The organism is Clostridium nitrophenolicum, from assembly GCF_055391695.1.
The window spans coordinates 4,613,664-4,638,310 of record NZ_AP042469.1; the positions used below are offsets into that span (position 1 = coordinate 4,613,664).

The 24,647-nt window shown below is 31.5% G+C and carries 24 protein-coding genes and 2 riboswitches; of the genes, 7 read left to right on the forward strand and 17 right to left on the reverse strand.

The window, feature by feature from the left end:
- Window positions 1-161: 161 nt before the first annotated feature.
- A complete protein-coding gene (locus tag ACZ5N4_RS21855) occupies window positions 162-2,021 on the forward strand; it encodes an LTA synthase family protein (RefSeq protein ID WP_464204604.1) in 1,860 nt (619 codons plus the stop codon).
- Window positions 2,022-2,145: 124 nt separating this feature from the next.
- A complete protein-coding gene (locus ACZ5N4_RS21860; RefSeq protein ID WP_464204605.1) occupies window positions 2,146-2,667 on the forward strand; it encodes a TDE2712 family protein in 522 nt (173 codons plus the stop codon).
- Window positions 2,668-2,701: 34 nt separating this feature from the next.
- Here the strand turns inward: ACZ5N4_RS21860 and ACZ5N4_RS21865 are convergent, their stop codons facing one another.
- From ACZ5N4_RS21865 to ribD, 5 genes are all read right to left on the reverse strand, one after another.
- Window positions 2,702-2,842, reverse strand: coding sequence for a hypothetical protein (locus tag ACZ5N4_RS21865; protein ID WP_464204606.1), 141 nt, complete (start codon window positions 2,840-2,842; stop codon window positions 2,702-2,704).
- A gap of 62 nt (window positions 2,843-2,904) precedes the next feature.
- Window positions 2,905-3,369 carry a 6,7-dimethyl-8-ribityllumazine synthase gene (gene ribH, locus ACZ5N4_RS21870; protein WP_178908129.1) on the reverse strand — a complete coding sequence of 155 codons (465 nt, stop codon included), beginning with the start codon at window positions 3,367-3,369 and terminating at the stop codon, window positions 2,905-2,907.
- A 139-nt stretch (window positions 3,370-3,508) separates the two neighbouring features.
- On the reverse strand, window positions 3,509-4,708 hold the full coding sequence (locus ACZ5N4_RS21875; RefSeq protein WP_464204607.1) for a bifunctional 3,4-dihydroxy-2-butanone-4-phosphate synthase/GTP cyclohydrolase II: 1,200 nt from the start codon (window positions 4,706-4,708) through the stop codon (window positions 3,509-3,511).
- 165 nt (window positions 4,709-4,873) lie between these two features.
- Complete coding sequence (locus tag ACZ5N4_RS21880; protein ID WP_464204608.1) at window positions 4,874-5,527, reverse strand: riboflavin synthase; 654 nt, start codon at window positions 5,525-5,527, stop codon at window positions 4,874-4,876.
- A 15-nt stretch (window positions 5,528-5,542) separates the two neighbouring features.
- On the reverse strand, window positions 5,543-6,661 hold the full coding sequence (gene ribD, locus ACZ5N4_RS21885; protein ID WP_464204609.1) for a bifunctional diaminohydroxyphosphoribosylaminopyrimidine deaminase/5-amino-6-(5-phosphoribosylamino)uracil reductase RibD: 1,119 nt from the start codon (window positions 6,659-6,661) through the stop codon (window positions 5,543-5,545).
- Window positions 6,662-6,978: 317 nt separating this feature from the next.
- Window positions 6,979-7,097: riboswitch (FMN riboswitch) on the reverse strand.
- Window positions 7,098-7,321: 224 nt separating this feature from the next.
- Here ribD and ACZ5N4_RS21890 point away from each other — a divergent pair.
- From ACZ5N4_RS21890 to ACZ5N4_RS21900, 3 genes are all read left to right on the forward strand, one after another.
- A complete protein-coding gene (locus ACZ5N4_RS21890) occupies window positions 7,322-7,954 on the forward strand; it encodes a 5-methyltetrahydrofolate--homocysteine methyltransferase (protein WP_464204610.1) in 633 nt (210 codons plus the stop codon).
- 93 nt (window positions 7,955-8,047) lie between these two features.
- Window positions 8,048-8,326: a LysO family transporter gene (locus tag ACZ5N4_RS21895; protein ID WP_464204612.1), complete on the forward strand. Its 279-nt coding sequence runs from the start codon at window positions 8,048-8,050 to the stop codon at window positions 8,324-8,326.
- Window positions 8,326-8,928: a LysO family transporter gene (locus ACZ5N4_RS21900; protein ID WP_464204613.1), complete on the forward strand. Its 603-nt coding sequence runs from the start codon at window positions 8,326-8,328 to the stop codon at window positions 8,926-8,928. The genes ACZ5N4_RS21895 and ACZ5N4_RS21900 overlap by 1 nt, the downstream gene beginning before the upstream one ends.
- A gap of 123 nt (window positions 8,929-9,051) precedes the next feature.
- Here ACZ5N4_RS21900 and ACZ5N4_RS21905 read toward each other — a convergent pair whose 3' ends face one another.
- A complete protein-coding gene (locus tag ACZ5N4_RS21905; RefSeq protein ID WP_464204614.1) occupies window positions 9,052-9,369 on the reverse strand; it encodes a hypothetical protein in 318 nt (105 codons plus the stop codon).
- 169 nt (window positions 9,370-9,538) lie between these two features.
- On the opposite strand from ACZ5N4_RS21905, the gene ACZ5N4_RS21910 reads away from it, so the two are divergent.
- Window positions 9,539-10,435, forward strand: coding sequence for an MBL fold metallo-hydrolase (locus ACZ5N4_RS21910; protein WP_464204615.1), 897 nt, complete (start codon window positions 9,539-9,541; stop codon window positions 10,433-10,435).
- Between the two features lie 75 nt (window positions 10,436-10,510).
- On the opposite strand, the gene ACZ5N4_RS21915 is transcribed toward ACZ5N4_RS21910, so the two are convergent.
- The 11 genes from ACZ5N4_RS21915 to purE all read right to left on the reverse strand — a co-directional run bounded on the left by ACZ5N4_RS21915 (window position 10,511) and on the right by purE (window position 23,828).
- The gene (locus ACZ5N4_RS21915; protein ID WP_464204616.1) at window positions 10,511-11,923 is read right to left on the reverse strand and encodes an amino acid permease; all 1,413 of its coding nucleotides are present in this window, start codon (window positions 11,921-11,923) and stop codon (window positions 10,511-10,513) included.
- A 648-nt stretch (window positions 11,924-12,571) separates the two neighbouring features.
- On the reverse strand, window positions 12,572-13,981 hold the full coding sequence (locus ACZ5N4_RS21920) for an amino acid permease (protein WP_464204617.1): 1,410 nt from the start codon (window positions 13,979-13,981) through the stop codon (window positions 12,572-12,574).
- 428 nt (window positions 13,982-14,409) lie between these two features.
- Window positions 14,410-15,462, reverse strand: coding sequence for a hypothetical protein (locus tag ACZ5N4_RS21925; RefSeq protein ID WP_464204618.1), 1,053 nt, complete (start codon window positions 15,460-15,462; stop codon window positions 14,410-14,412).
- Window positions 15,463-15,473: 11 nt separating this feature from the next.
- Window positions 15,474-16,487, reverse strand: a complete 1,014-nt coding sequence (locus ACZ5N4_RS21930) for a phosphodiester glycosidase family protein (RefSeq protein WP_464204619.1) — start codon at window positions 16,485-16,487, stop codon at window positions 15,474-15,476.
- 269 nt (window positions 16,488-16,756) lie between these two features.
- Window positions 16,757-18,001 carry a phosphoribosylamine--glycine ligase gene (gene purD / locus ACZ5N4_RS21935; RefSeq protein ID WP_464204620.1) on the reverse strand — a complete coding sequence of 415 codons (1,245 nt, stop codon included), beginning with the start codon at window positions 17,999-18,001 and terminating at the stop codon, window positions 16,757-16,759.
- A 21-nt stretch (window positions 18,002-18,022) separates the two neighbouring features.
- Window positions 18,023-19,522, reverse strand: a complete 1,500-nt coding sequence (gene purH / locus ACZ5N4_RS21940; RefSeq protein WP_464204621.1) for a bifunctional phosphoribosylaminoimidazolecarboxamide formyltransferase/IMP cyclohydrolase — start codon at window positions 19,520-19,522, stop codon at window positions 18,023-18,025.
- Window positions 19,523-19,537: 15 nt separating this feature from the next.
- On the reverse strand, window positions 19,538-20,149 hold the full coding sequence (gene purN, locus ACZ5N4_RS21945; RefSeq protein WP_464204622.1) for a phosphoribosylglycinamide formyltransferase: 612 nt from the start codon (window positions 20,147-20,149) through the stop codon (window positions 19,538-19,540).
- Window positions 20,137-21,132, reverse strand: a complete 996-nt coding sequence (purM, locus tag ACZ5N4_RS21950; RefSeq protein WP_464204623.1) for a phosphoribosylformylglycinamidine cyclo-ligase — start codon at window positions 21,130-21,132, stop codon at window positions 20,137-20,139. Before purM ends, purN begins: the two co-directional genes overlap by 13 nt.
- Window positions 21,133-21,150: 18 nt before the next feature.
- Entirely contained in the window at window positions 21,151-22,590 is a 1,440-nt protein-coding gene (purF, locus tag ACZ5N4_RS21955; RefSeq protein WP_464204624.1) for an amidophosphoribosyltransferase, read from the reverse strand.
- 49 nt (window positions 22,591-22,639) lie between these two features.
- Window positions 22,640-23,347 carry a phosphoribosylaminoimidazolesuccinocarboxamide synthase gene (gene purC / locus ACZ5N4_RS21960; protein WP_211142296.1) on the reverse strand — a complete coding sequence of 236 codons (708 nt, stop codon included), beginning with the start codon at window positions 23,345-23,347 and terminating at the stop codon, window positions 22,640-22,642.
- A gap of 1 nt (window position 23,348) precedes the next feature.
- Window positions 23,349-23,828, reverse strand: coding sequence for a 5-(carboxyamino)imidazole ribonucleotide mutase (gene purE / locus ACZ5N4_RS21965; protein WP_464204625.1), 480 nt, complete (start codon window positions 23,826-23,828; stop codon window positions 23,349-23,351).
- Window positions 23,829-23,950: 122 nt separating this feature from the next.
- Window positions 23,951-24,054: riboswitch (purine riboswitch) on the reverse strand.
- 274 nt (window positions 24,055-24,328) lie between these two features.
- On the opposite strand from purE, the gene ACZ5N4_RS21970 reads away from it, so the two are divergent.
- Entirely contained in the window at window positions 24,329-24,643 is a 315-nt protein-coding gene (locus tag ACZ5N4_RS21970) for a hypothetical protein (RefSeq protein WP_464204626.1), read from the forward strand.
- The last annotated feature ends 4 nt before the right edge of the window (window positions 24,644-24,647 follow it).

Below are 24,647 nucleotides of genomic sequence, written 5' to 3' on the forward strand. Positions count from 1 at the left end.
AAAATAACCTTAAATTACACTTTTACTTAAAACAGTTAATATTTTTATTATATAATTAAATCATACTCGTAAACAATTTATTAACATATTGTTTTACAATTATACATATATTAGTTTTATAATTTATAATGGTGAATAGTTTATTGTCTGGAGGATTAAAGATGGAAAAACTAAATTCATATATCCGTACATATTTAGATGTATTATTATTTGTACTTTTAGTAGTAACAAAAGTTCTCATTTATGGAAAACAAATGGAAAACGGTTATTTTTCATATTTTTCATTATTTCCATCTGTATTTGCCTCTGTTTTACTCCTTGCAGCAATATCACTACTTTTAAATAGTCAGAGAAGGGTTAGATTTTTATATATATGCAATATAGTTATAACAATCTTTATTATAGCAGATCTCACATATTTTAGATATTTTAAGGATGTAATATCTATACCGGTTTTAATAAATGGACTTCAGTTAGGTGCAGTAAAATCTAGCGTCAGCAATCTTATAAAGTTTTCAGATTTTCTGTACGCTATAGATATAATTTTTATATTTCCGAAAATAAATAAATTTAGATATATAAATAGGATAGAAATATCCCGATCATTAAAATTATCACTTTTTTTCATTCTAATGATTATAGGTTCCGTTATCAATATAAATAGTTTTTATGATTTATCTAAGGAACAACCAAGACTTTTGAGTACAATGTATAATAAGGTTTATATAGTAAAGAATCTTGGTTCAGTTAACTATCATTATTTAGATTTCTACAATTCACTTTATACTAGCATAAGTAGAAGAACTCCTGTTTCAAAGGAAAAAGAAAGTGAAATAAAAACCTTTTTACAAACCAATTCTCAAGATACATCTTCTCTTAAGGGAATTGCAAAGGGTAAAAATCTAATCATGATTCAAGTGGAAGCTCTACAAGGTTTTGTAATAAATAATAAAATAGAAGGACAGTATATAACTCCAAATTTAAATAAATGGGCTAAGAGTAGTGTTTATTTTGATAATTTTTATTATCAAATTGCCGCTGGAGGAACCTCAGATGCTGAATTTATGTCTAATAATTCCCTCTATCCCGCAGCTTCTGGTGCAGCCTATTTTTTATATTGTGGTAATGAGTTTAATTCTATGCCTAAGAATTTTAGAGACTTAGGTTATGACACTGCTGCTTTACATGGGTACAGGGAGAGCTTCTGGAATAGAAATATAATTTATAAGAGATTCGGCTTCAATAATTTTTATAGTGAAAAAAATTATGATATAGATGAAACTATAGGTCTTGGATTGAGTGATAGATCATTTCTTTCTCAATCTGTAGATAAGATCAAAGAGCTTAACAAACCTTACTATTCATTTTTAATAACCTTAAGTAGTCATTTTCCTTATGACGATGTTGATAATTATGGTAACTTTGACGTCGGACCATACGAAGGAACTCTTTTAGGAAATTACTTAAAAAGTATCCATTATACTGATGAGCAGCTTGGCATGTTTTTTGATAAGCTTGATAAGGAAGGGATTTTAAAGGATTCGGTAGTGGTATTGTACGGAGATCATTATGCTATTCCGAAGGATCATATATCTGAGCTTGCTAAATTTTTAAACAAAGATTCATTATCTGATCTTCAGTGGATTAAACTTCAAAAAGTACCTATGATGATTCACTTTCCTGATGAATCTAACAAAGGTGTGAACAGTATTTATGGTGGTCAAATGGATATATACCCAACGATATGCAGCTTATTTGATATTCCAAATAATAATTTAATGGGTAAAGACTTATTTAATTCTAAAGAAGGCAATGTCATTTTTAGAGATGGTTCCTTTATTGACAGCAAGTATTATTATATGGCCCAAACTAATACTTATTTCGATATGATTACTGAAGAAAAAGTAGATGAAAATGAAGACCTTAAAAATAGAAAGGAAAATGCTTTAAATCAATTAGAGTATTCTGATGAAATCTTAAAACATAATTTATTAAAAAAATTTGAAAGTGAAAATCAATAAATTTAAAAGGTTGTTTCAGTAATATGAAATAACCTTTTTTGTATATTTTTTCTTTTGAAAAGGATTTACAAGGATTAATGAAGAATATTTATAAAAGATCGAACTTTTGAAAGGAGTATATTTTATGTTAAAAAGAATAAAATTAAACATGGATTTAATCGAAGCTATGCTTTATTTTTGGCAGGCTACAAATGACAGAGAAAAGGTTTCTGAAAAATATCTTAATGATGTATCGAATATGACTGGTTTAACTCTTATATATGATAATGAGTTTAATGCTGAATCTGTTCGTAAGGTACTCAGTGCTATAACTAACAGAGAGCCACTTTCAGCTAACAATAAAAAAGAGGGAAGATTTTGGAACAATAATATGTGGATGATGGAGGATTTAGAATATACTAATCTAATGATTCAGCCTCTAAAAAAACTTAACTTAGATGATCTTATGGAAAAACTCCAAAATGAAAAATATGAAGAATTAGAAGTTATAATTTCTCCTATGCATTTAGATGAGTATAAAATTGTAGATAATAAATTAGTTATAAATTTCTTTAGAGTAAAACCTGGTGATATAGATGATAATCTATACATCAATGATAAAGAAATAAAAACTTACATAGAAGAAAAACTTAAAGAACTTATATAAAAAGTACTATTAGGACTGCTTAATTTATGCAGTCCTAATAGTACTTGCTTGTTAATCCCCTATATGGTATTTCAACACCCATTATAATAGGATAATAATCCTTTGAATCTTCTTCTTTGTTTTCCTTACTTTCTGTCTTTTCTTCATATAATTCTTCATCTGGTTTATTTTCCATTAAACTCACCTCTGAGTTTATCTTTCCCAAGGTAAAGTCATTATATTAATATGTTTATAAAATTATTTTAGATCCTTAATAAGATTTGACATTTCTATTGCTGTCATTGCCGCATCATATCCCTTATTTCCAGCCTTAGTTCCTGCTCTTTCAATTGCCTGTTCTATACTTTCAGTTGTTAGCACCCCAAAGATCACTGGCATGTCAGAATGTAGTGATACATGTGCTACTCCCTTTGATACTTCGCTGCAAACATAATCAAAATGAGGAGTTGAACCTCTAATTACTGCACCTAAACATATTATTGCATCATACTTTTTCATTGCTGCCATTTTTTGCGCTATCAATGGAATCTCAAATGCTCCTGGCACCCAACTTACTTCTATATTTTCTTCTGGTGCTCCATGTCTCTTTAAACAATCTATAGCTCCACCAAGAAGTTTTGAACCTATAAACTCATTAAACCTTCCAACTACTATTCCAAACTTTAATCCTTCCGCTGTTAACTTTCCTTCGTATACTTTCATCCTTTATTCCTCCTATAACTATTCAGCTTATTTTATATTAGTTTACTGATACTTAATATAGATATCCAACTTCGATAATTGACTTAACCAAGGTACCCCTATGAATACCGCTAATAAGTTAAGCACTCAGATTGGATATCTATAATTTAAGAATATGCCCCATTTTTTCTTTTTTGGTTCTCATGTAATGTTCACACTCTTTTGCGTGTTCAATTTGTATTGGTACCCTATCTACTATTTCAATACCATAGCCGGAAAGTCCAGCTATTTTTTTAGGATTATTAGTCAAAAGTCTAACTTTTTTTATACCTAGATCTTGAAGTATCTGTGCTCCTATTCCATAATCTCTTAAATCTGCTGGAAAACCTAGTGCAATATTTGCTTCCACTGTATCCATACCCTTTTCCTGAAGGGCGTAAGCCTTAAGCTTATTTATAAGTCCTATGCCTCTTCCCTCCTGTCTCATATATAAGAGTACACCTTTCCCCTCTTCCTCTATTTGTGTCATTGCTGCTGCTAATTGATCTCCACAGTCACACCTTAAAGAATGAAATACATCACCTGTTAAACATTCAGAATGTACTCTTACTAGAACTGGCTCATCTCCAAAATTTTCGCCTTTAACAAAAGCCACATGATGTTCTCCTGTCAATGTATTTTCATATCCTACTGCTCTAAATTCACCGAATTTAGTTGGTATGTTTGCTTCTGCTGCTGCCTTTATAAATATCTCATTCTTTCTTCTATAAGCTATTAAATCAGCTATAGTTATAATCTTTAAATTATGCTTTTCAACAAATTCCATAAGCTGAGGAACTCTAGCCATTGTTCCATCTTCATTCATTATTTCGCAAATTACTCCTGCTGGATAAAGTCCAGACATACGAGCTAAGTCCACTGCAGCTTCAGTATGTCCTGCTCTTGTAAGTACTCCACCTTCCTTTGCTTCTAATGGAAATATGTGTCCTGGTCTTTTAAAGTCATCACCATTAGAACTCGATATTAATTTTTGTATAGTCAATGCTCTGTCATAAGCAGAAATACCAGTAGAAGTACCTACCGCATCGACAGATATTGTAAAAGCCGTATAAAATTTATCAGTATTATCCTTAACCATATGATCAATATTAAGTTCTTTAAGTCTTTCTCCTGTCATAGGTGTGCATATAAGCCCTCTTCCATACTTAGCCATAAAATTTACATTTTCATGAGTAGCCTTTTCTGCAGCCATTAGAAGATCCCCTTCATTTTCACGGTTCTCATCATCTACTACAACAATCATTTTTCCTTCTCGTATATCCACTAATGCCTCTTCTATAGTGTTAAATTTGTATCCCATACTATGCATCTCCCTTTCGATAAATTAGGTATATTTAATTATTATATGAAACTCCTTCTCCTACCGTCGAATGAGTACTCACTGAGTAAGCGATTCACTTCAAATCATAGATTTGAGTTCTCTGCTTAAGCGACCATATCAAAATCATAGATTTTGTATGTCTGCTTACATGAATCCATATTCTTTAAGCAAATTTTCTGTAACTCCATTTTGCTTGCTTTCTTCCCTATCTTTCATAAATAAAAGTCTTTCAACATATTTTCCTACTATATCACATTCAATATTTACTTCATCTCCAACTTTTTTTCCATGAAGAGTAGCTTCTTCTTTCGTGTGTGGTATAAGTGAAACTTTAAAAAAATTATCTCCTAAATCAGCAACTGTAAGACTAATACCATCTATAGTTACAGAACCTTTTAAAACTATGTATCTTAAAAGATTAGAATCACTTTCTACTGTAATCCATGTAGCTATATCTTCATTTTTTGTACTTACAATTTTCCCTGTGCCATCTATGTGTCCACTTACTATATGACCTCCAAATCTTGCACCAAGAGCCATAGCTCTTTCAAGATTAACCTTACTTTTTTTACCTAAGTTTCCCAAATTGCTTTTCCTCAAAGTTTCTGCCATAACATCTACGGTAAAACAATTTTCATTAAAACTAGTTACAGTTAAACACACACCATTAACTGCAATACTATCGCCTAATTTCACATCTTCCAGTACTTTTTTTGATTTTATTGTAAGCCTGGCAGATTTCTCTCCACTAAAAATATTAGTTATTTCTCCAATCTCCTCTACTAAACCCGTAAACATTTAATCACCACCATGCTAAGAATATAAGTATCCTTGTAACAACAAGTCACTTCCAAATACTTTATATGTAATATTTTGAACCTTTATTGCTTCATCTATTTTTTCTATTCCCTGTCCCTCAATTGGAGTTTTAGAGCCTTTGCCTCCAACGATTTTTGGGGCTATAAAGCACATGATTTTATCCACTATTTTAGAGCTTACTGCAGCAAAATTTAATTCGCCTCCTCCTTCTAGTAATATGCTATCTATACCTAGCTTACCTAGCTCCTTGATCAGATAATTTAAATCCACTTTATTATTTTTATCCTTAGGAGTAACTATAACTCTTACTCCTTTTTCTTCTAAAATGTCTTTTCTTTCATTATCGAAGTTCTCTGTACAAGCAATTATTACTTCTCTTTCATTCAAAGTTTCTAAGATTTTGGACTCCATAGGTATCCTCAATTTAGAATCTATTATTATAGCTTTAGGACTTTTACCACTGCCCTCTTTTAATCTTGTAGTAAGTAACGGATCATCTGCTATTACTGTACCTATACCTACCATTATCCCCATAACCTTGTTTCTTATCTTATGAACATATTCCCTTGACTCTTCTCCACTTATCCACTTTGATTCTCCTGTATAAGTGGAAATTTTGCCATCAATAGTCATTGCAGTTTTTAAAATTACAAAAGGTATTTTTTTTGTTATGTACTTAATAAACATTTCATTTAATTCCTTTGCTTGGCTCTCTAAAACTCCAGTTATAACTTCAACACCCTTTTCTCTTAAAAAATTAATACCTCTTCCTGCTACTAATGGATTTGGATCTTGCATGGAAATAATCACTCTTTTTATACCTGCTTTTATAATAGCTTCTACACAAGGAGGTGTTTTACCATAGTGACTACAGGGTTCTAAACTTACATAAATGTCAGCACCTACAGCTTTTTCTGCTGCCTCTTCTAGTGCATAAACTTCCGCATGTGGTCCTCCATAAAACTTATGATAACCTTTTCCAACTATTTCTCCATTATTCACAACTACTGCACCTACTAAAGGATTTGGATTTACTGCTCCTTCTCCTTTTTTAGCCAAGCCTAGTGCAATACTCATATAGTATTCATAAGAGTTATTATATCCTCTGTCCATTTTCTCACCTCTTTAATCTATAATTATTAAATATACAATTATCACTTTTGTTATTTTTTACATATTTTATATAAATTTACATCAGAAAAAAGTAAAGATATACACATACCGATATTTCTTTGTCTACATTTTAGTATTCCATAAACTCGGTACATAATGCTTATATTATGTATTTTAAAATTAATAAAGGTCCTGATAACGCAGTATGACTCAAAATCGATTAGCATACTGACTAGTTATTTTTTGAAGATGCCTAAAAAGCCCCTGAAAAAACTTTCAGGGGCTCATATGTCAAATATAAATACTGACAATTAATAATAATCTTTCTTTCATCCAGACTTTACTGTCGGTACTGGAGTTTCACCAGTTCATGCTGATTACTCAGCTCGCGGACTTTACCGCCGGTCGGGAATTACACCCTGCCCTGAAAGCTTAATATATTTAATTTTTAATCACAAATTTAATATATATTATTCTAATAATTTTGTCAATTAATTTTATAAATTTTCTTCTATGTTTAATAAAAATGCATAACTCTATTCTGTTATTTACATTTTATTGTATAATAGTTATAGGATTCAAAGATTGAAAGTTTAATTATTGATCGGTACATAGTACCAATTCGAAAGTAAATTTTTAAATTTTTTAGGGGGAAAATTTATGGAGGTTGTATTAGATTTTAATTTTAAACTAGATAAAAAAATAGTAATTAATACTCTAAAATCTTACTGCGAAGCAATAACTGATGAAGAAATCAGTTCAATATACGAAACTTTGCTGCCTGTTCTGTATGAATCTGTACAGCCAGCTGGAATATTCAACATAGATATAAAAGATAAAGACTTTACTTTTGATGTAATTAATGATTTCAGCCACATTGTATACTGTGTTGTTACCATAGGAGATAAAATTAGCGAAAAGGTAAATGAGTTTTTTTCCTACGCTAAGCTGAAAGAAGGTATGATTCTTGATGCAATGGCTACATCCTATCTTTTTGAAATAAGCTCTCAACTATTTGATCACATATACAAAAAAGTTAAGATACTAGGATTAGGACTTAGCCACAGAATAGCTCCTGGTGATGGAGAAATTCCCCTTTGGTATCAAAAAAATATTTTAGATGCACTGGATTCGAAAAATTTTCTTGGAATATATGTAAATGAAGACTTCATGCTTACATCTCTTCGATCACTAGCATATATTTATGGGGCAGATGAGCATAAACCTCTAAGCGACGTAGACCACGATTGCGGTAGATGCTCAAACAAGGGATTTTGCAGCATGAAAAAATAGTAGCTAAGCATAAACAGGATTCTTGCTTTCAGAGTAAAATTTTTTGTAAGTCATCGGATAAAACAAATTCTAACTACGGAGGTGGAATGGAAAGTGTGGACTATTTTGATTTCTTTACTGATTGGTATTCTTATAGGCTATTTTTTTAACCTAAGTGACAAGCAAAAGAGTTATAACGGACGTATACAGCAAATAGGTGTTATTTTTCTTTTGTTCTGTATGGGAGCATCAGCTGGAGGCAATAAGTCTATTATGGTCAACTTAAAAAATATAGGTAAAATATCTTTGACCTTTGCCTTATTAACTTCTATATGTAGTATAATTTTAGTTTTCTTTGTAACTTCCTATTTTATGAGAGGGGGAGAGGAGTAATGACAGGCTCAATAATTATTGCAGTTATTGCTGGAATGTTGTGTGGATACTTTGTAATGCCTCAAAATATAATAGATAATCTCAATACTTTATCTACTATAGCTCTGAACTTTTTAATATTATCTGTTGGAATTGACGTAGGATCAAATAAAAGTCTAATTAAGAATTTAAAAAAGAGCGGTTTTAAAATTATATTAATTCCTGCTTGTATTATTCTCGGGAGTTTCGCTGGTGGTATTTTGACTGCATTAATTTATAATCTTTCCTTTAAATCTAGCTTATCTATAGCCTCTGGTTTCGGCTGGTATAGTCTTTCAGGAATACTGCTTACAAATCTAGATGGCGCACAGGTAGGAACCACGGCTTTCCTTACAAATGTATTTAGAGAACTTATTGCCGTTGTACTAATACCTGTAGTAGCTGTAAAACTAAACCACTACACAGCTATAGCACCTGCTGGTGCTACTTCAATGGACACAACTTTACCTTTAATAGCAAAAGCTACAACTCCAGAAATTACTGTAATTTCTTTCTTAAATGGAGTTATATTAAGCTCTTTAGTGCCAATATTTATATCATTTTTTTATACATTAAATTGGTAGTATAGGAATGCTATCTAGAAACTTAGCTTGTATATAATGACATCACCAAACTTCAGTACATAAAAAATTAGGCTATTCCATAATTTTTAATTATAGGAACAACCTAACTTATATGTTACTAGCTTAGCTTTGACGTTTTCTGTTTCTAATCTTTTTATATATCATATCAGATGTTATTGCAAGAAGTAAAAAAGCTGAAAGTAATATTTGAAGTTTTTCTCCAGTTGAAGGATTAAAGCGGGCAACTAACTGGATTAAAAGTATAAATGTTCCTGTAAAAATAAGAAAGTTTATTTTAAAGTTAATATACTTTTTATCTATTCCTTCTGCGTCAATCATAAGCTTTTTTCTAATAGCTTTGTTATACTTCATTCCTAACCCCTGCAGGATACCTGTTATTCCAAAAAGTGTTAATAGCGGTCCCCATGCAACACTATCCATATTTAAAAACCTCCAATTTCTATATACTACAGCATAATTGTCTTACAATAGCTTATTAAAGATTATATCATGTATAGAGCCAAATTTCAAAATTTTTTGCAACTTCAAATCTCAGCAAATTTTACCACACTACAAGTGGGATTAACTTAAATTAAGGATGTGATTATATATGACACTAACTAAGATAAAGGGGAATACTTATTACATACACTCAGTTACAAACTCAGGAGTATTTGCATTTAAAAATAAAAACTGTCTAATAATTGATACTGGAAGTAATAATTCAGATGCTAAAAAAATTGAAGAGATACTTATAGAAAATAACCTTCATCCCAAGTATATAATAAATACTCATAATCACCTTGATCATAACGGTGGTAATACGTATTTTCAAAAGAGTTATCCAGGATGTTTAGTATATACCTCATTAAAAGAAAAGTTATTTATGGAGAACCCAGAGATTCAAGCTTCTATATTATTTTCTTCTACACCTATTAAAGGAATAGATAAAAGCAATAAACCTCTCCATGTAGATTTTGTACTTGATTATGGAGTAAATAAAATTAATGATGAAAAATTTGAGATAGTTCCTCTAAAAGGACATTCCATTGAACAAATAGGTATAATAACTCCTGAAAAAGTATGCTTTCTTGGAGATTCTATATTTAGTAGTGAAATACTAGAAAAATATTCTTTTCCCTATCTTTATGATATAGAAGAAAGTATTAATACCTTAAATAGAATTAAAACCATAGATGCAGATTATTTTGTAATAAGTCATGCTAATGAAGTATTAGATAAAGATGAAATTGAAAAATTGGTTGATAAAAACCTGGAAAATATAGAAAACTATAAGAATCAAATTTTAGACTTGTTAGATCAGCCACTAACCCGAGAAGATATACTAGAAAACTTATCGGTTTTAAATGATTTATCTCTTAGTTTTTATCAATACCATCTAAATTTCGGTGGTGTCTCTGCATTTATATCATATTTATTTTCTAAGGGACTTGTTCAACATTCTATAGAAGATGGAAAGCTTTATTACTTCAAAAAACCTGAATAAAACAAAAAAATCTTCCCATGTACTTATATACATGGGAAGCTATAATAACGATTACACTCCTGTAGATACTTATATTTAAGAAGCTTTCTTTTCTTGATTCATTACGCTATGACTTCTTCCATATGCAAAGTATACTACGAAGCCTATAAGAAGCCATATTACAAATACCATTTTTGTGAAATTTGGTAATTTAAAAATTAAGAATACACAGAAAGCCACGGATATAAATGGAGTAACTGGAACTCCTGGGCATTTAAATTCTCTCTTAATATCAGGTCTTTTCTTTCTAAGAACTACAACTGATATTGAAACTATAGCAAATGCACTTAGTGTACCTATGTTTGTCATCTCTGCTAATTTTCCTATTTGTAAGAATCCTGATAAAACCATTGTTAATACACCAATTAATATTGTACTCTTTACAGGTGTACCAAACTTTGGATGAACATCTGAGAATACTTGTGGTAATAATCCATCTCTTGATAATGAAAATAGTATACGAGTTGCTCCGAATGTCATAACAAGTAATACGGATGTAATACCTGCAACTGCTCCAACAGCAACAAGAGCTGAACCCCAGTTTACTCCTATTTGGGCAAGTGCATAAGCAACTGGTGCAGCATTATTTTTATATGACATATAAGGAAGAACTCCTGTTAATATTGCTGAAACTGCAATATATAATACTGTACAAACTAAAAGTGATGCAACTATACCTATTGGTAAGTCTCTTTGAGGATTTTTAACTTCTTCTGCAGCTGTAGCAACAGCATCAAATCCTACGTACGCAAAGAATATAATTGCCGCTCCTGTAAATACACCGTTAACTCCATATGGGAAAAATGGATGCCAGTTAGATGGTTTAACGTGACCTACTGCTACAACTATAAATAGAATAACACAGGCTAACTTAACTATAACAAGTATGTTATTTAACTTAGCACTTTCACTAACACCTTTAACAAGTAAAGCCATTATTACTGCTAGTATAAGTATAGCTGGAAGATTTACTATTCCACCATTTTGTCCTGGAGGATTAGCTAAAGCCGCTGGTACATGAATACCTGCTGCTGCTAAAAGCTCTACAATATATCCTGACCATCCTACTGCAACAGCAGCAACGGCAACAGTATATTCTAGAATTAAATCCCATCCTATAATCCATGCCCAAATTTCACCTAATCCAACATATCCATAGGTGTAGGCACTACCTGCAATTGGAATCATAGCTGCAAGTTCTGCGTAACATAAAGCTGCAAATGTACAAGTGATACCTGAAACAATAAATGAAAGAATAAGTGCTGGCCCTGCATAATCTGCTGCAGCAACTCCTGTAAGCACAAAGATACCTGTTCCTATAATTGCACCTATACCTAACATTGTAAGTTCGAATGCACCAAGTACCTTTTTAAGAGATCCTTTTCCCGAAGCTTGAGCTAACAATTCCTCAATAGGCTTCGTTCTAAAAATTGACTTTGAGTTTGACATTAAAGCCACTCCTTCCCCTTATTATTAATAAAATAAGTGTAAAATATTGAGATATAATGTAATAAAATTGATAAAATAGTGTAAAAATTTAAAAGAATTTGATTGAATTGAATTACTAATATAATAGCATATATTTTTTTAAAACCTTTAAAAGTTAAATTATTTTTTATTTTCCCAATATTCTCGACACTATCGAGTCATAAGTAACTTAAAACCAGTCATATCAACGTATATATAAAACTATTAAAATGCAAGAATACAATTACTTCTTTAAAATTTTTTTTCAATTAGCCAAATGACAAAAAAAATTTAATCACAAATTAACTTTTTCAATTAAGCATTGATATGATTTTAAAGTTTTACATTCTTATATCTAAATAATTTGTATTTTCAAAAAATTATATTCTTTTTTATTATTTTATTTTTCTACAAAGAATACATATATCATATCCATAAGCGTAAGCACTACCTGCAACAGAAATCACAGCAGCAAATTCTGCTTAATACAGTGTTACAAATATACAAGTAATATCAGAAACAATAAAGCGCAAATGTCACCCCTTCATAATTAAAGTATTTTAGTACAAAATAAAAGGATACCTTGCGATTTATTGCAAGGTATCCCTTTATTATTAAAATATTATTTTTTTATTTTGCTTGTTCTTCAAAGTTCATAGTACTATGAGCTTTACCATATGTGAAGTATATTACAAAACCTACAGCAAGCCAGATTAAAAATACCAATTTTGTAAAGTTAGGCAATGAGTATATTAAGTATAGGCAGAATATTATTCCCATTATTGGAACAACTGGAACTGCCGGACAGCTAAATGGTCTTTCAACATCTGGTCTCTTCTTTCTAAGAACCATAACTGAAGCACAAACTACAATGAATGCTGCAAGTGTGCCTATGTTTGTCATTTCTGCAAGTCTTCCTATTTGAACAAATCCTGAAAGTATCATAGTCATAATACCAACAAGTATAGTACTCTTTACAGGTGTTCCAAACTTAGGGTGAACTTCTGCAAATACTTGTGGTAACAATCCATCTCTTGATAGTGAGAATAGTATACGAGTTGCTCCAAAGGTCATAACAAGTAATACGGAAGATATACCTGCAACTGCACCTACCGATACTAGCGCTGAACCCCATTCTATTCCTACAGAAGATAGCGCATAAGCAACTGGAGCTGCATTACCATGGAACTGTGCATAAGGAACGATACCTGTTAATATACCTGATACTACAATATATAAAACTGTACATATTGCTAATGATGCAAGTATACCTATTGGTAAATCTCTTTGAGGGTTTTTAACTTCTTCTGCTGCAGTTGTAACTGCGTCAAATCCAAGGTAAGCAAAGAATATTATAGCTGCACCTTTAAATACACCATTGACACCAAATGGGAAGAATGGATTCCAGTTAGCTGGCTGAACATGTCCAACGCCAACAACTATGAATAGTATAACAACCGCTAATTTAATTACAACAAGTATATTGTTTAGCTTAGCACTTTCACTAACACCTTTCATGAGTAAAAGAGTTATTACAAATAGAACTAATACAGCTGGTAAGTTTACTATACCACCGTTTTGTCCTGGAGCATTAGCAAATGCTGCAGGGATATTTATTCCACCTGCTTTAAGTAATGAAACAATGTATCCTGACCAACCAACGGCAACAGCTGCAACCGCAACTACATATTCTAGAATTAAGTCCCAACCTATAATCCATGCCCAAATCTCACCTAGCCCGACATACCCGAAGGTGTAAGCACTACCTGCAACAGGAATCATAGCAGCAAGTTCAGCGTAACACAATGCAACGAAAGCACAGGTAATACCACAGAATATAAATGATAACATAAGTGCTGGTCCTGCATAATCTGCTGCAGCAACCCCTGTAAGAACGAAAATACCTGTTCCTATGATTGCACCAATACCTAGCATTGTGAGCTCAAATGCTCCTAGAACCTTTTTAAGCCCCTTTCCTTTCGTTTGAGCCAACATGGCCTCAAGTGACTTCGTTCTAAAAATAGACTTGTTACTCGCCATTTTAAAGACACTCCTTTCGAATAAAAAAATATAATAAATATAATGAATTTTTTAACTATTGTAATTATAGCATATATTTTGGACAACTATTTATTTTTCGTAATATTTTGAATATTCTAATTTTAACAATTGTTTATACACCGAACTGCTTAAAAATCAATACTTTAAGGATTGTATTGGTTTTTTTTGCAAAAAATTTTTTAAAATTTTATTAATTTTATATTAACCCTCAATTTTATTTGAACAATTATTGTTAGCAATAATTTAATTTTATTCATTTTATCTAATAATCTTTATTTTCTAAATATTTTAATTATTCTTTAAAGTAATGTTAATTTTTTATTTAATAAGAAAAATAAGGAGTAGCTGCATGTATTTCTGCATTTCTACTCCTATGTTCCTTATTTATATATATGCTACTAAATCATTTAAAATGTACTTCCTAGCAATTTATTATTTTCTATAGATATAACACCCAAATTATATATTTGTACTAATTTTCCCTTATATTCAGTTTCTTTTCCTGTACCAAGCTCTGTGACTACACCTTTTGAAGGATTGTTAACAAATATTCTTCCATCTCTAGCTATATATATGTTACTTTTATCTACTGATTCAGGTAAAGTCATGGTTTTCATATTATCCTTGGATTTTTTCAAGCTAATGATAAATATTTTTTTAACTTTTCCATTCTGGCCGTTTCCAATATAAATTTGATCTTCAGCATCTGTATTTAAAAGATAATGAGTAGCATTTTCTCCTGTAGCAATAGGATTTTTTAAACCTATTCCTCTTATTCTATTATAGGTTGTATCCTCGTAAATTAGCCTATCTTCTTTATTTTGTGCAGCTATTTTACCTAGCTTACAATTAGGATATTTAGTTTCTTCAACCTGAGCCATTACATTTATACGATATAATCTGCTTCTTACTCCTTCTTTTCCAACTTTAACATATGTTACATTTGTAGCACTAGATATAGCCATATCTAATACTTCATATTTATCATCAGTCAAGGATATTTTCATTTGTTTATTATTTTCATCACTTAGAAAGCTTTTTGCATCTTTTTTTGCATTGTAAGATTCAAATTTTAAATGATTTGCATCAAATCCCCCCGTGTACTTCTCTGCTATTAACATTATATCCCTATCTGGAAGCCATTTACATGAAGAAAACTTTGCACCATTTTCAAATTTCAGTTCTTTCTTCTTATTGTTTGATGTATCAACTACATATAATACATCATTATCATAGTAAGAAATGTAATTGCCATTATAAGAAACTCCAACATTTTTAGCGCTTTCTGGAATTTTTACATTAATTTTATTTGGGCCTTTCTTTGAAGTAATATCAACTTTTTTAGCATTAAAATTAGTTTCATCACTTAAATAAAATTTATCAACATATAGGAGACCAATCAATTCTAATGTTATAGGAATTAAACTCCATATAATTAATCTTTTTAGTACCTTCATCATTGCACTCTCCTCTAAGGTTTTACATATATTGCCGTAGCAACAGTTCTTTCGCCATTCCAGTCACATGGATCATTTATAACCTCTCCATCTAAATACATAGTTGACGAGGAACCTCCATCAAGGTTGCTAGCGTTAACTGCACCTTGTTGTATGAGTATGTTTTGCACCTCTTTTAAAGAAGCACCAGGTTTTAACCCTTTTCTACCATCAATAACTAGCATTATTATAGTTCCATCCTGTTTTTGACCTATAGATGTTCTAGGATTTAAACCTTCGTCATCAACAGCCACAGGTTTACTATTTATTACAAGAGTATTTCTAAAAGAAACAGCCTCTACTACACCTTCTTTTCTCAAATCACTTACAGTGTGGTCTCCAACAATTAACTTCCCATCCTTTGTAAATGCAGTTACATTTACTCTCTCATTATCCTTAATATCACTATAAACTACTTTTCCGTCGGATATAACAATCCCTTCAGGGTAAGCTCCTGTACCACTCCACAACTTACCATTATTAGGAGATCGATCAGTAAATCCTCCGCCGTTTACAGCAGCTACAGCATTATTCGCCGCTGCTATTTCGCTAGTTCTCTGGCCTACTTCTCCAATTCCATTTGTATACCCTATCTTCATTCTTGTAGGATCTTTAATCTCAAGTATATATCCATCAAACTTTTTAGTATGAATGTCATATCTTTCTATACCCTTATCCCTTGCATGACTAACTTGAATCGTATTCAAATTTTCCGACTCGCTTCCACTTACTCCCCCAGCTTGATTGCTCTTTATTAGTTTACTTATTTCATCCTTTGATAAAAAAGTAGTAGCAATATATTGATGGCTAAAGGTTGCCATAGCCGTACCTACTATAGTCTTTTTAACATTTTGAAAAGGCCCGTAAAAAACCAGCAATGGTGTTGTAACAGCTGCTACTATAAATTCATAAATTATAAATGTTATAAGTACTTTAGCAGAAAACTTCTTCCTTTTTTTAGCCCTGGTACTTTTTCCTTCTTTTTTCATATTTACCTCCAAATATAATAGGTATTTTTTGCATATAGAAAGTTACACATTAAATATTCTCAAATTAATAAAACATACATAACACATTTTACTATTATCTTAGTTTTTTTTCTACCACATAGTTTTGAACAAGATTTGAATTTTACTATTTCATTATACGTAAAATTACTTAAATTTACAATATTGTGATATTAAACATAAATAATAGAACGTATACCGCTTTCACAGTATACGTTCTACAAACATACTTCTAAATTTAGATTTAAACGCTATAGTTTACCTATATCATTTCTATAATAAATTCCTTCAAAACTTATATTCTTTAAATCTTTATATGCTTTATCTATAGCTTCATCTACAGTATCTCCTAATGCTTCAGTACATAGAACCCTGCCGCCATTAGTTTTTAAAATACCATCTTCATATTTAACCCCAGCTGCAAAAACTCTATTTGCTTTGCTTATACCTGTAATCTCTAGCCCAGTGTTATATTTTCCTGGATATCCCTGAGATGCTGCAACAACACAACAGGATGCCCCATTATTCCAGCATAATTCAAACTGTGATAATTTTTTATTAATAGAAGCATATATAAGCTCTACTAAATCACTATTCATAAGAGGCAAAACAGCTTGAGTTTCAGGATCTCCGAACCTCATATTATATTCAAGTAAATATGGGCCTTTTTTAGTTATCATAATTCCAAAGAATATTATACCTGCAAAGTCTAAACCTTCTTCTTTAAGGCCTTTTAAAGTAGGCTCCATTACATCCTTTTTAAATGCTTCTAATATCTCTTCTGTACAATATGGGTTTGGGCATATAGCTCCCATTCCTCCTGTGTTAGGTCCCTTTCCACCATCATAAATTTGCTTATGATCCTTTGCGGAAACAAAAGGAATTATTGTTTCTCCATCTGTTATGGAAAGAATAGAAGCTTCTGGTCCTTCCAAAAACTCTTCAACAACTAGTTTTTTCCCTGAACCTTTAAAAATATCTTTAACCATAAACTCTATTACAGTATTTTCTGCTTGTTCATAGTCTTCACATATAACTACACCTTTACCAGCTGCTAAGCCATCTGCTTTTATTACTATAGGATACTCGCAAGCCTTGAGAAACTTTAAAGCATCATCCTTATCTTCAAAAACCTCATATGCAGCTGTTTTTACATTATATTTTTTCATAAAAGCTTTAGCATATGCCTTGCTGCCTTCAAGGAGAGCCGCATCAGCCGATGGTCCAAAAATCTTTAAATCTAAAGCTTTAAATTTATCTACAATTCCTTCCATAAGAGGAACTTCAGGTCCTACAATAGTAAGCTCGATATTATTTTCCTTTGCAAAGATTGCAAGTTTATTTATATCCTCTATATTTACATTTTCACATTTTTCTTCTACAGCTGTTCCGCCATTTCCTGGTACACAATAAACTTTCTTTACAGAATTGTTTTGAGCTACCTTCCATGCAATAGCATGCTCACGTCCACCAGAACCAACTATTAGTATATTCATACATTACACCTCTTATCTCTTTTAATGTTTAAAGTGTCTCATGTCAGTGAATACCATAGATATTCCATTTTTGTTACATTCCTCTATGGATTGAGCATCTCTTATGGAACCACCTGGCTGAATTATAGACTTTATACCGTACTTAGCTGCTTCTTGTACTACATCTTCAAACGGGAAGAAAGCATCTGATGCAAGTACTACACCGTCACCAGCTCTATCAAGAGCTTGACAAGCTGCCCATATTCTATTAACCTGTCCGCCACCAATTCCTTTAGCCATTCCATCTCTTACAACAACTATAGCGTTGGATTTTACATATTTGCATACTTTCATCCCGAATAACAAGTCATGCATCTCCTGATCTGTTGGAGCCTTTTCTGTTACTACTTTTGTTTCGCTAACTAATTTATCGTCAGCTGATTGTACAAGTATTCCTCCATCAACTTTAGTAATTTCTGCTTTATTTTCAGGTTTTACATCACATTTAATAACCCTTAAATTCTTCTTAGATCTTAAAACTTCTAAAGCCTCTTCCTCGAAGTCTGGAGCAATCACTATTTCTAGAAAAATTTTAACCATTTCTTCTGCTGTCTTTTTATCAACCTTTTTGTTTATAGCTACAATACCACCAAAAATCGAAGTAGTATCGCACTGATAAGCTTTAATATATGAATCATAAACACTATTTCCAACTGCTACTCCGCATGGTGTATTATGTTTTACTGCACAACAAGTAGTTTCTTCAAACTCGCTTACTACCTTCCAAGCAACATCCATATCTTTTATATTGTTGTAGGAAAGCTCTTTTCCATTTAGCTGTTCAAAATCTTTCATAGAGCCTTTTTCTACAGTAGCTGTATAGTAAGCTGCACTTTGGTGTGGATTCTCTCCATATCTTAAATTCATAGACTTTTTATAGGAAAGAGTTAAATACTCTGGATATTCTTCTTCTAGTAAGAAATTACTTATAGCTCCATCATAAGCTGACATGAGATTAAATACTTTTCCCGCTAGTTTTCTTCTTGTTTTAAAATCTACATCTCCATTTTCTTCTATTTGTCCTATAACATCGCTGTAATCATTGACATCCGTAAGTACAATAACATCTTGAAAATTTTTAGCAGCTGCTCTTATCATCGTAGGACCGCCAATATCTATAAACTCAACTTTTTCTTCAAAGTTTAAGTCTTCTTTAACTTTATCGAAGAAAGGATATAAATTTACTACGACAACATCAATTGGTTTTATACCTTTTCTCTCTATAGTTTCCATATGTTTTACGTTATCTCTTATAGCTAAAATCCCTCCATGAATAAAAGGATGAAGTGTTTTAACTCTTCCATCTAGTATCTCCTCAAAATCAGTTACATCTGAAACCTCTGTAACTTCTATACCATTATCCTTTAAGTATTTAAAGGTTCCACCAGTGGAAAGTATCTCTACACCTTTCTTTATTAAAAAGTTAGCTAACTCTAATACGCCATCTTTATTAAAAACACTTATAAGAGCACGATTTAACATTTTGCATACCTCCAACTATTTTATAATTACTTTTCTTCCATTGACCTTCACTTTTCCATCAAATATAAGTTTTATAGCTTCTGGAAGAGCTTTATGTTCCTGTTCTAATACTCTTTTCTGTAAAAGTTCAGCAGTATCTTCTCCATATACTGGCACAGTTTTTTGTAGTATAATCGGACCAGTATCTGTTCCATTATCTACAAAATGTACAGTGCATCCCGAAACCTTAACTCCATGCTCTACAGCACTCTCATGTACTTTAATACCATACATACCATCACCACAAAATGCAGGTATTAAAGATGGATGAATATTAATTATTTTATTTTCAAATTTTGAAATTAAGTCACCTTTAAGTATAGATAACCATCCTGCACAAACTATAAGATCTACTTTATCACAAAGAAGCTTAAGTATTTCATCAGAAACTTTGCCTTTGTGTATTTTTCTATCAATAACATAGGCTTTTATATCATTTGTCACAGCTCTTTCAAGTGCGTACACTTCTTTTCTATCACTTATAACAGCTTCAATACTACAGTTTGATAAATATCCGCTTTTAATAGCATCTATAATCGATTGAAGGTTTGTTCCCCCACCAGATACAAGGACAGCTATTTTAAACATACTTCTTTTTCCCCTTTTTTAACATATCCTATTTTATACGCCTTCTCGCCCATTTTGCCAAGCTCTTCAATAACATTATTTGAATCTTCTTCTTTAACACATAAAACAAACCCTATTCCCATATTATATGTGTTAAACATGTGATTTTCATCTACACCTTTGCTAATAATATACTTAAATATTTCTGGAACTTCAAAACTATCTCTATTTATAACTGCAGTAAAATCTTTATTAAACATTCTTGGTATATTTTCAAAGAATCCGCCGCCAGTAATATGTGCCATTCCTCTTATTTCGAACTTTTCTATAAGCTTAAATACAGGTTTAACATAGATTTTCGTCGGAGTTAATAACTCTTCACCTATCTTCTTTCCACCAAAATCCTCTTCTAGATTTGTAATAAGCTTTCTTATAAGTGAGTAACCATTGCTATGAGGTCCACTAGAAGCTATCCCTATAAGTACATCATTTTCTTCAATTTTACTGCCATCGATAATATTTTCTTTTTCTACTATTCCAACTGAAAATCCTGCTATATCATATTCTCCTTCAGGATAGAAACCAGGCATTTCCGCGGTTTCGCCTCCAATTAAAGCACATCCAGCTTGAACGCACCCATCAGAAACTCCTTTAACCAAGTCTGCAGCAACCTTTGCATCAAGCTTTCCACAAGCTATATAATCAAGAAAGAATATTGGTTTAGCACCATGACACAAAATATCATTTACACACATAGCTACACAATCTATACCAACCGTATCATATTTTTTTGTTTTAAAAGCTATTTCAAGCTTTGTTCCAACTCCATCAGTTCCTGAAACAAGCACAGGATTTTTATATTGACCAAGCTCAAACATGCCTGCAAAGCTTCCTAAGTTATTTAAAACCCCAGGAATAAATGTTTTTTCTGCATGTTTTTTTATAAGCTTTACTGATTCATAACCCTCTTCTATATTAACTCCTGAATCCTTATAGGTTATCATAGTTCCACCCCTATTCTATTATTCTAAACGTTCTTTTGCCGCTTCCATCGGTGCTGATACAGGATATACACCACTAAAACACCCTAAGCAAAATCCTTTGTTTTCTTCTAAGGATTGTATTAGACCTTCCATACTTATATATCCTAGACTTTCTGCTCCAATTTCCTGCCTTATTTCTTCTACTGTAGAATTTGCTCCTATAAGCTCACTCCTATAAGGAGTATCTATTCCAAAATAGCATGGATATTTTACTATAGGAGAAGAAACTCTAAAATGAACCTCTTTTGCTCCAGCTTTTCTTAAGGTTTCCACTAGTCTTCTACTAGTAGTTCCTCTAACTATAGAATCATCTACAATTACTACTCTCTTACCTTTAACATTTACTTTTAGAGGATTAAGCTTTACAGAAACAGCTCTTTCTCTCATTTCTTGTGAAGGGGTTATAAAAGTTCTTCCAACATACTTATTCTTTATAAATCCAATTCCGTATGGAATACCAGATGCCGCTGCATATCCTACTGCAGCTGCTACACCTGAATCTGGAACACCTATAACTATATCTGCTTCTGCTGGACTTTCTTCAAATAACTTCTTCCCAGTTCTTACTCTTGATTCATACACATTTATACCGTCTATTGTGCTATCTGGTCTTGCAAAATATATATATTCAAAAGCACAGGTTTCACATTTTGTTCTTTCTGCAAAATTTATAGATCTAATTCCTTCTTCGTCTATTATAACAATTTCTCCCGGCTCTACATCTCTTACAAAGTCTGCACCAACAGAATCTAATGCACAGCTTTCTGAAGATAATATATAACTATCGTTTATTTTTCCTATGCATAATGGTCTTATTCCATTTGGATCACGAACACCAATAAGTTTATCTTGAGTTAAAATCACTATAGCATAAGAACCCTTTATAGCCTGAATAGCATCAACTGCTGCTTTTTCTATTCCTTTTTTACCGCCTCTTGCTATAAGATTTAAAATTACTTCGGTGTCTATAGATGTTTGAAAAACACATCCACAGTCCTCTAAAAGTTCTCTTATAATATCTGCATTTACAAGATTTCCATTATGAGCAATAGCAATGGATCCTAATTTATACTTTCCAATTATAGGCTGTGCATTATTAACATTACTAGCTCCTGTAGTTGAATATCTTACATGTCCTATAGCTGATATTCCCTTTAGTTCTTCTAGTACTTTCTGGTTAAAAATATCAGATACTAATCCCATGTTCTTGTGTCCATTTAATTCTTTTCCATCAGATACTACAATACCTGCACTCTCCTGCCCTCTATGCTGTAGAGCATATAAGCCATAGTAGGTAATAGATGATACATCTAGATTTTCCTTAGAAAAAATACCAAATACTCCACATTCATCTTTAAACTTGTCCTCTTCAAAATTTAAGGATAAAGGAGCATTAAAATTTTCTGTTAGGTTGCTCATATAACCTTTTCCCCTTCTCTTTCTAAATTATTATTTAATATGCCACTTATTAATTTCCACTTATTCTATTAAGTATTTCTATATATGCCTCTTTTACATTTCCTAAGTCTCTTCTAAATCTATCTTTATCAAGCTTTTCGTTAGTATTTACATCCCAAAATCTACATGTATCTGGTGAAATCTCATCTGCTAAAAGAATTTCTCCATTATATCTTCCAACTTCAATTTTAAAGTCTATTAATTTTATTCCTTGCTTTAAGAAGAACTCCTTTAAGGTATCATTAACCTTTTCTGCTATTTTATATATAAGTTCTAATTCCTCAAAAGTTGCGAGCCCTATTCCAACAGCATGATAGTCATTTATTAAAGGATCTCCTAAATCATCGTTTTTATAGCTTAATTCAAAAACTGTAGTTTTAAGTTCTGTACCTTCTGCTATGCCATATCTTTTAGCCATACTTCCTGCTGCCACATTTCTAACTATAACTTCTAAAGGAATGATTTCAACTTTCTTACAAAGTTGCTCTCTTTCATTTAATTTTCTTTCAAAGTGACTCTTTACACCATTTTTCTCTAATAACTCAAATAACATTGAAGTTATTGCATTATTTAATGTTCCTTTATCTTCTATCTGCCCTTTCTTTTCTCCGTTAAAAGCAGTAGCATCATCCTTATAGTAAACTATTACTTTATTTGCATCATCTGTAGCATAAATTTTTTTTGCTTTTCCTTCATATAACATTTCTCTTTTTTCCATTTTAAAATTCAACTCCTTCTTCATTTTCTTTAATAAACTTTTCTTTCATGTTCTTTCTATATTCTTTTAATTTATTTTTAATTTCTGGATATTTTAATGATAAAATTTGAACCGCAAGCATACCAGCATTATAGCTATTGTTTATACCTACAGTAGCCACCGGAATAGATTTCGGCATTTGAACTATTGATAAGAGAGAATCCATGCCATTAACCGCAGCATTAATTGGAACCCCTATAACAGGAAGAACGGTGTGGGAAGCTATAACTCCTGGAAGGTGAGCTGCAAGTCCTGCCCCAGCTATTATACATTCACATCCAACCTCTTCAGCTTTTTCTATTGTCTCCATAAGCTTTTCAGGTACTCTGTGAGCTGATAGTATGTAAGCCTTATATTCTATATTAAACTCCTTTAATGCATTAGCTGCACCCTTCATTTTTTCAGTATCAGATTTACTACCAAAAATAATAGCAACTTTCATGAAAAATCCTCCTTATAATTTAAATAAAATAAAAGTTTCGCTAGAATTCCTCGGGGAATCCAGTAGCGAAACTTTACGCTTGCTAAATATTAATCCAAATCACTAAGATTAATAAATATCACTGCAATACTAGATTCACCCATAGAGACAGGAAATTTAAGGTTTCCTCGTAGAGACTCCTGAACCATATTATCAGGATTATACGGATGACTTTTTATTATCTTGTATACTCATGTTAACATAGCATTTTTAAAAAATCAATATGTTTATATTTATTTTTAATTAAATATTCGTCATTAACGAAGATTTATTACAATTTTAGCGCATCATTATTCGTATCATTACGAACTTTATATATTAACCATTTTGCACGAATACATTCTTATAGTATGTAATTCTTTCTTTTAGTTCATTTATATATTTAAAACATAATTGTTTTAGGTAGATTTTAGAATATGTTATAATAATTAATAATTAATTAATGGAAAGGTAATTATAAAATGTTTGAAGTCTTAGTTATCATATTATTATTTGCTATAACTATTTTTATGTCAAAAAATAATTTTAAGTCAAGATCAGATGAATTGAAGGCAAACCTTAAAGAATTTAATTTAGAAATAAAAAATAAATTTTATTCTATGTCAGAGGATAAACAAAAGGAATTTTTATCTTTGCTAAATCCTGAGTGGAAAGCTAATTTCGAGAGCATACTCAGCAACAGCTTCAATTACGCTGCAAACGCTTGGGCATTACAACAACAAATAGCTAAGCAGCAAGAATTATTTATAGAGCTTGATAAGTATGCAAACAAGTAATAGG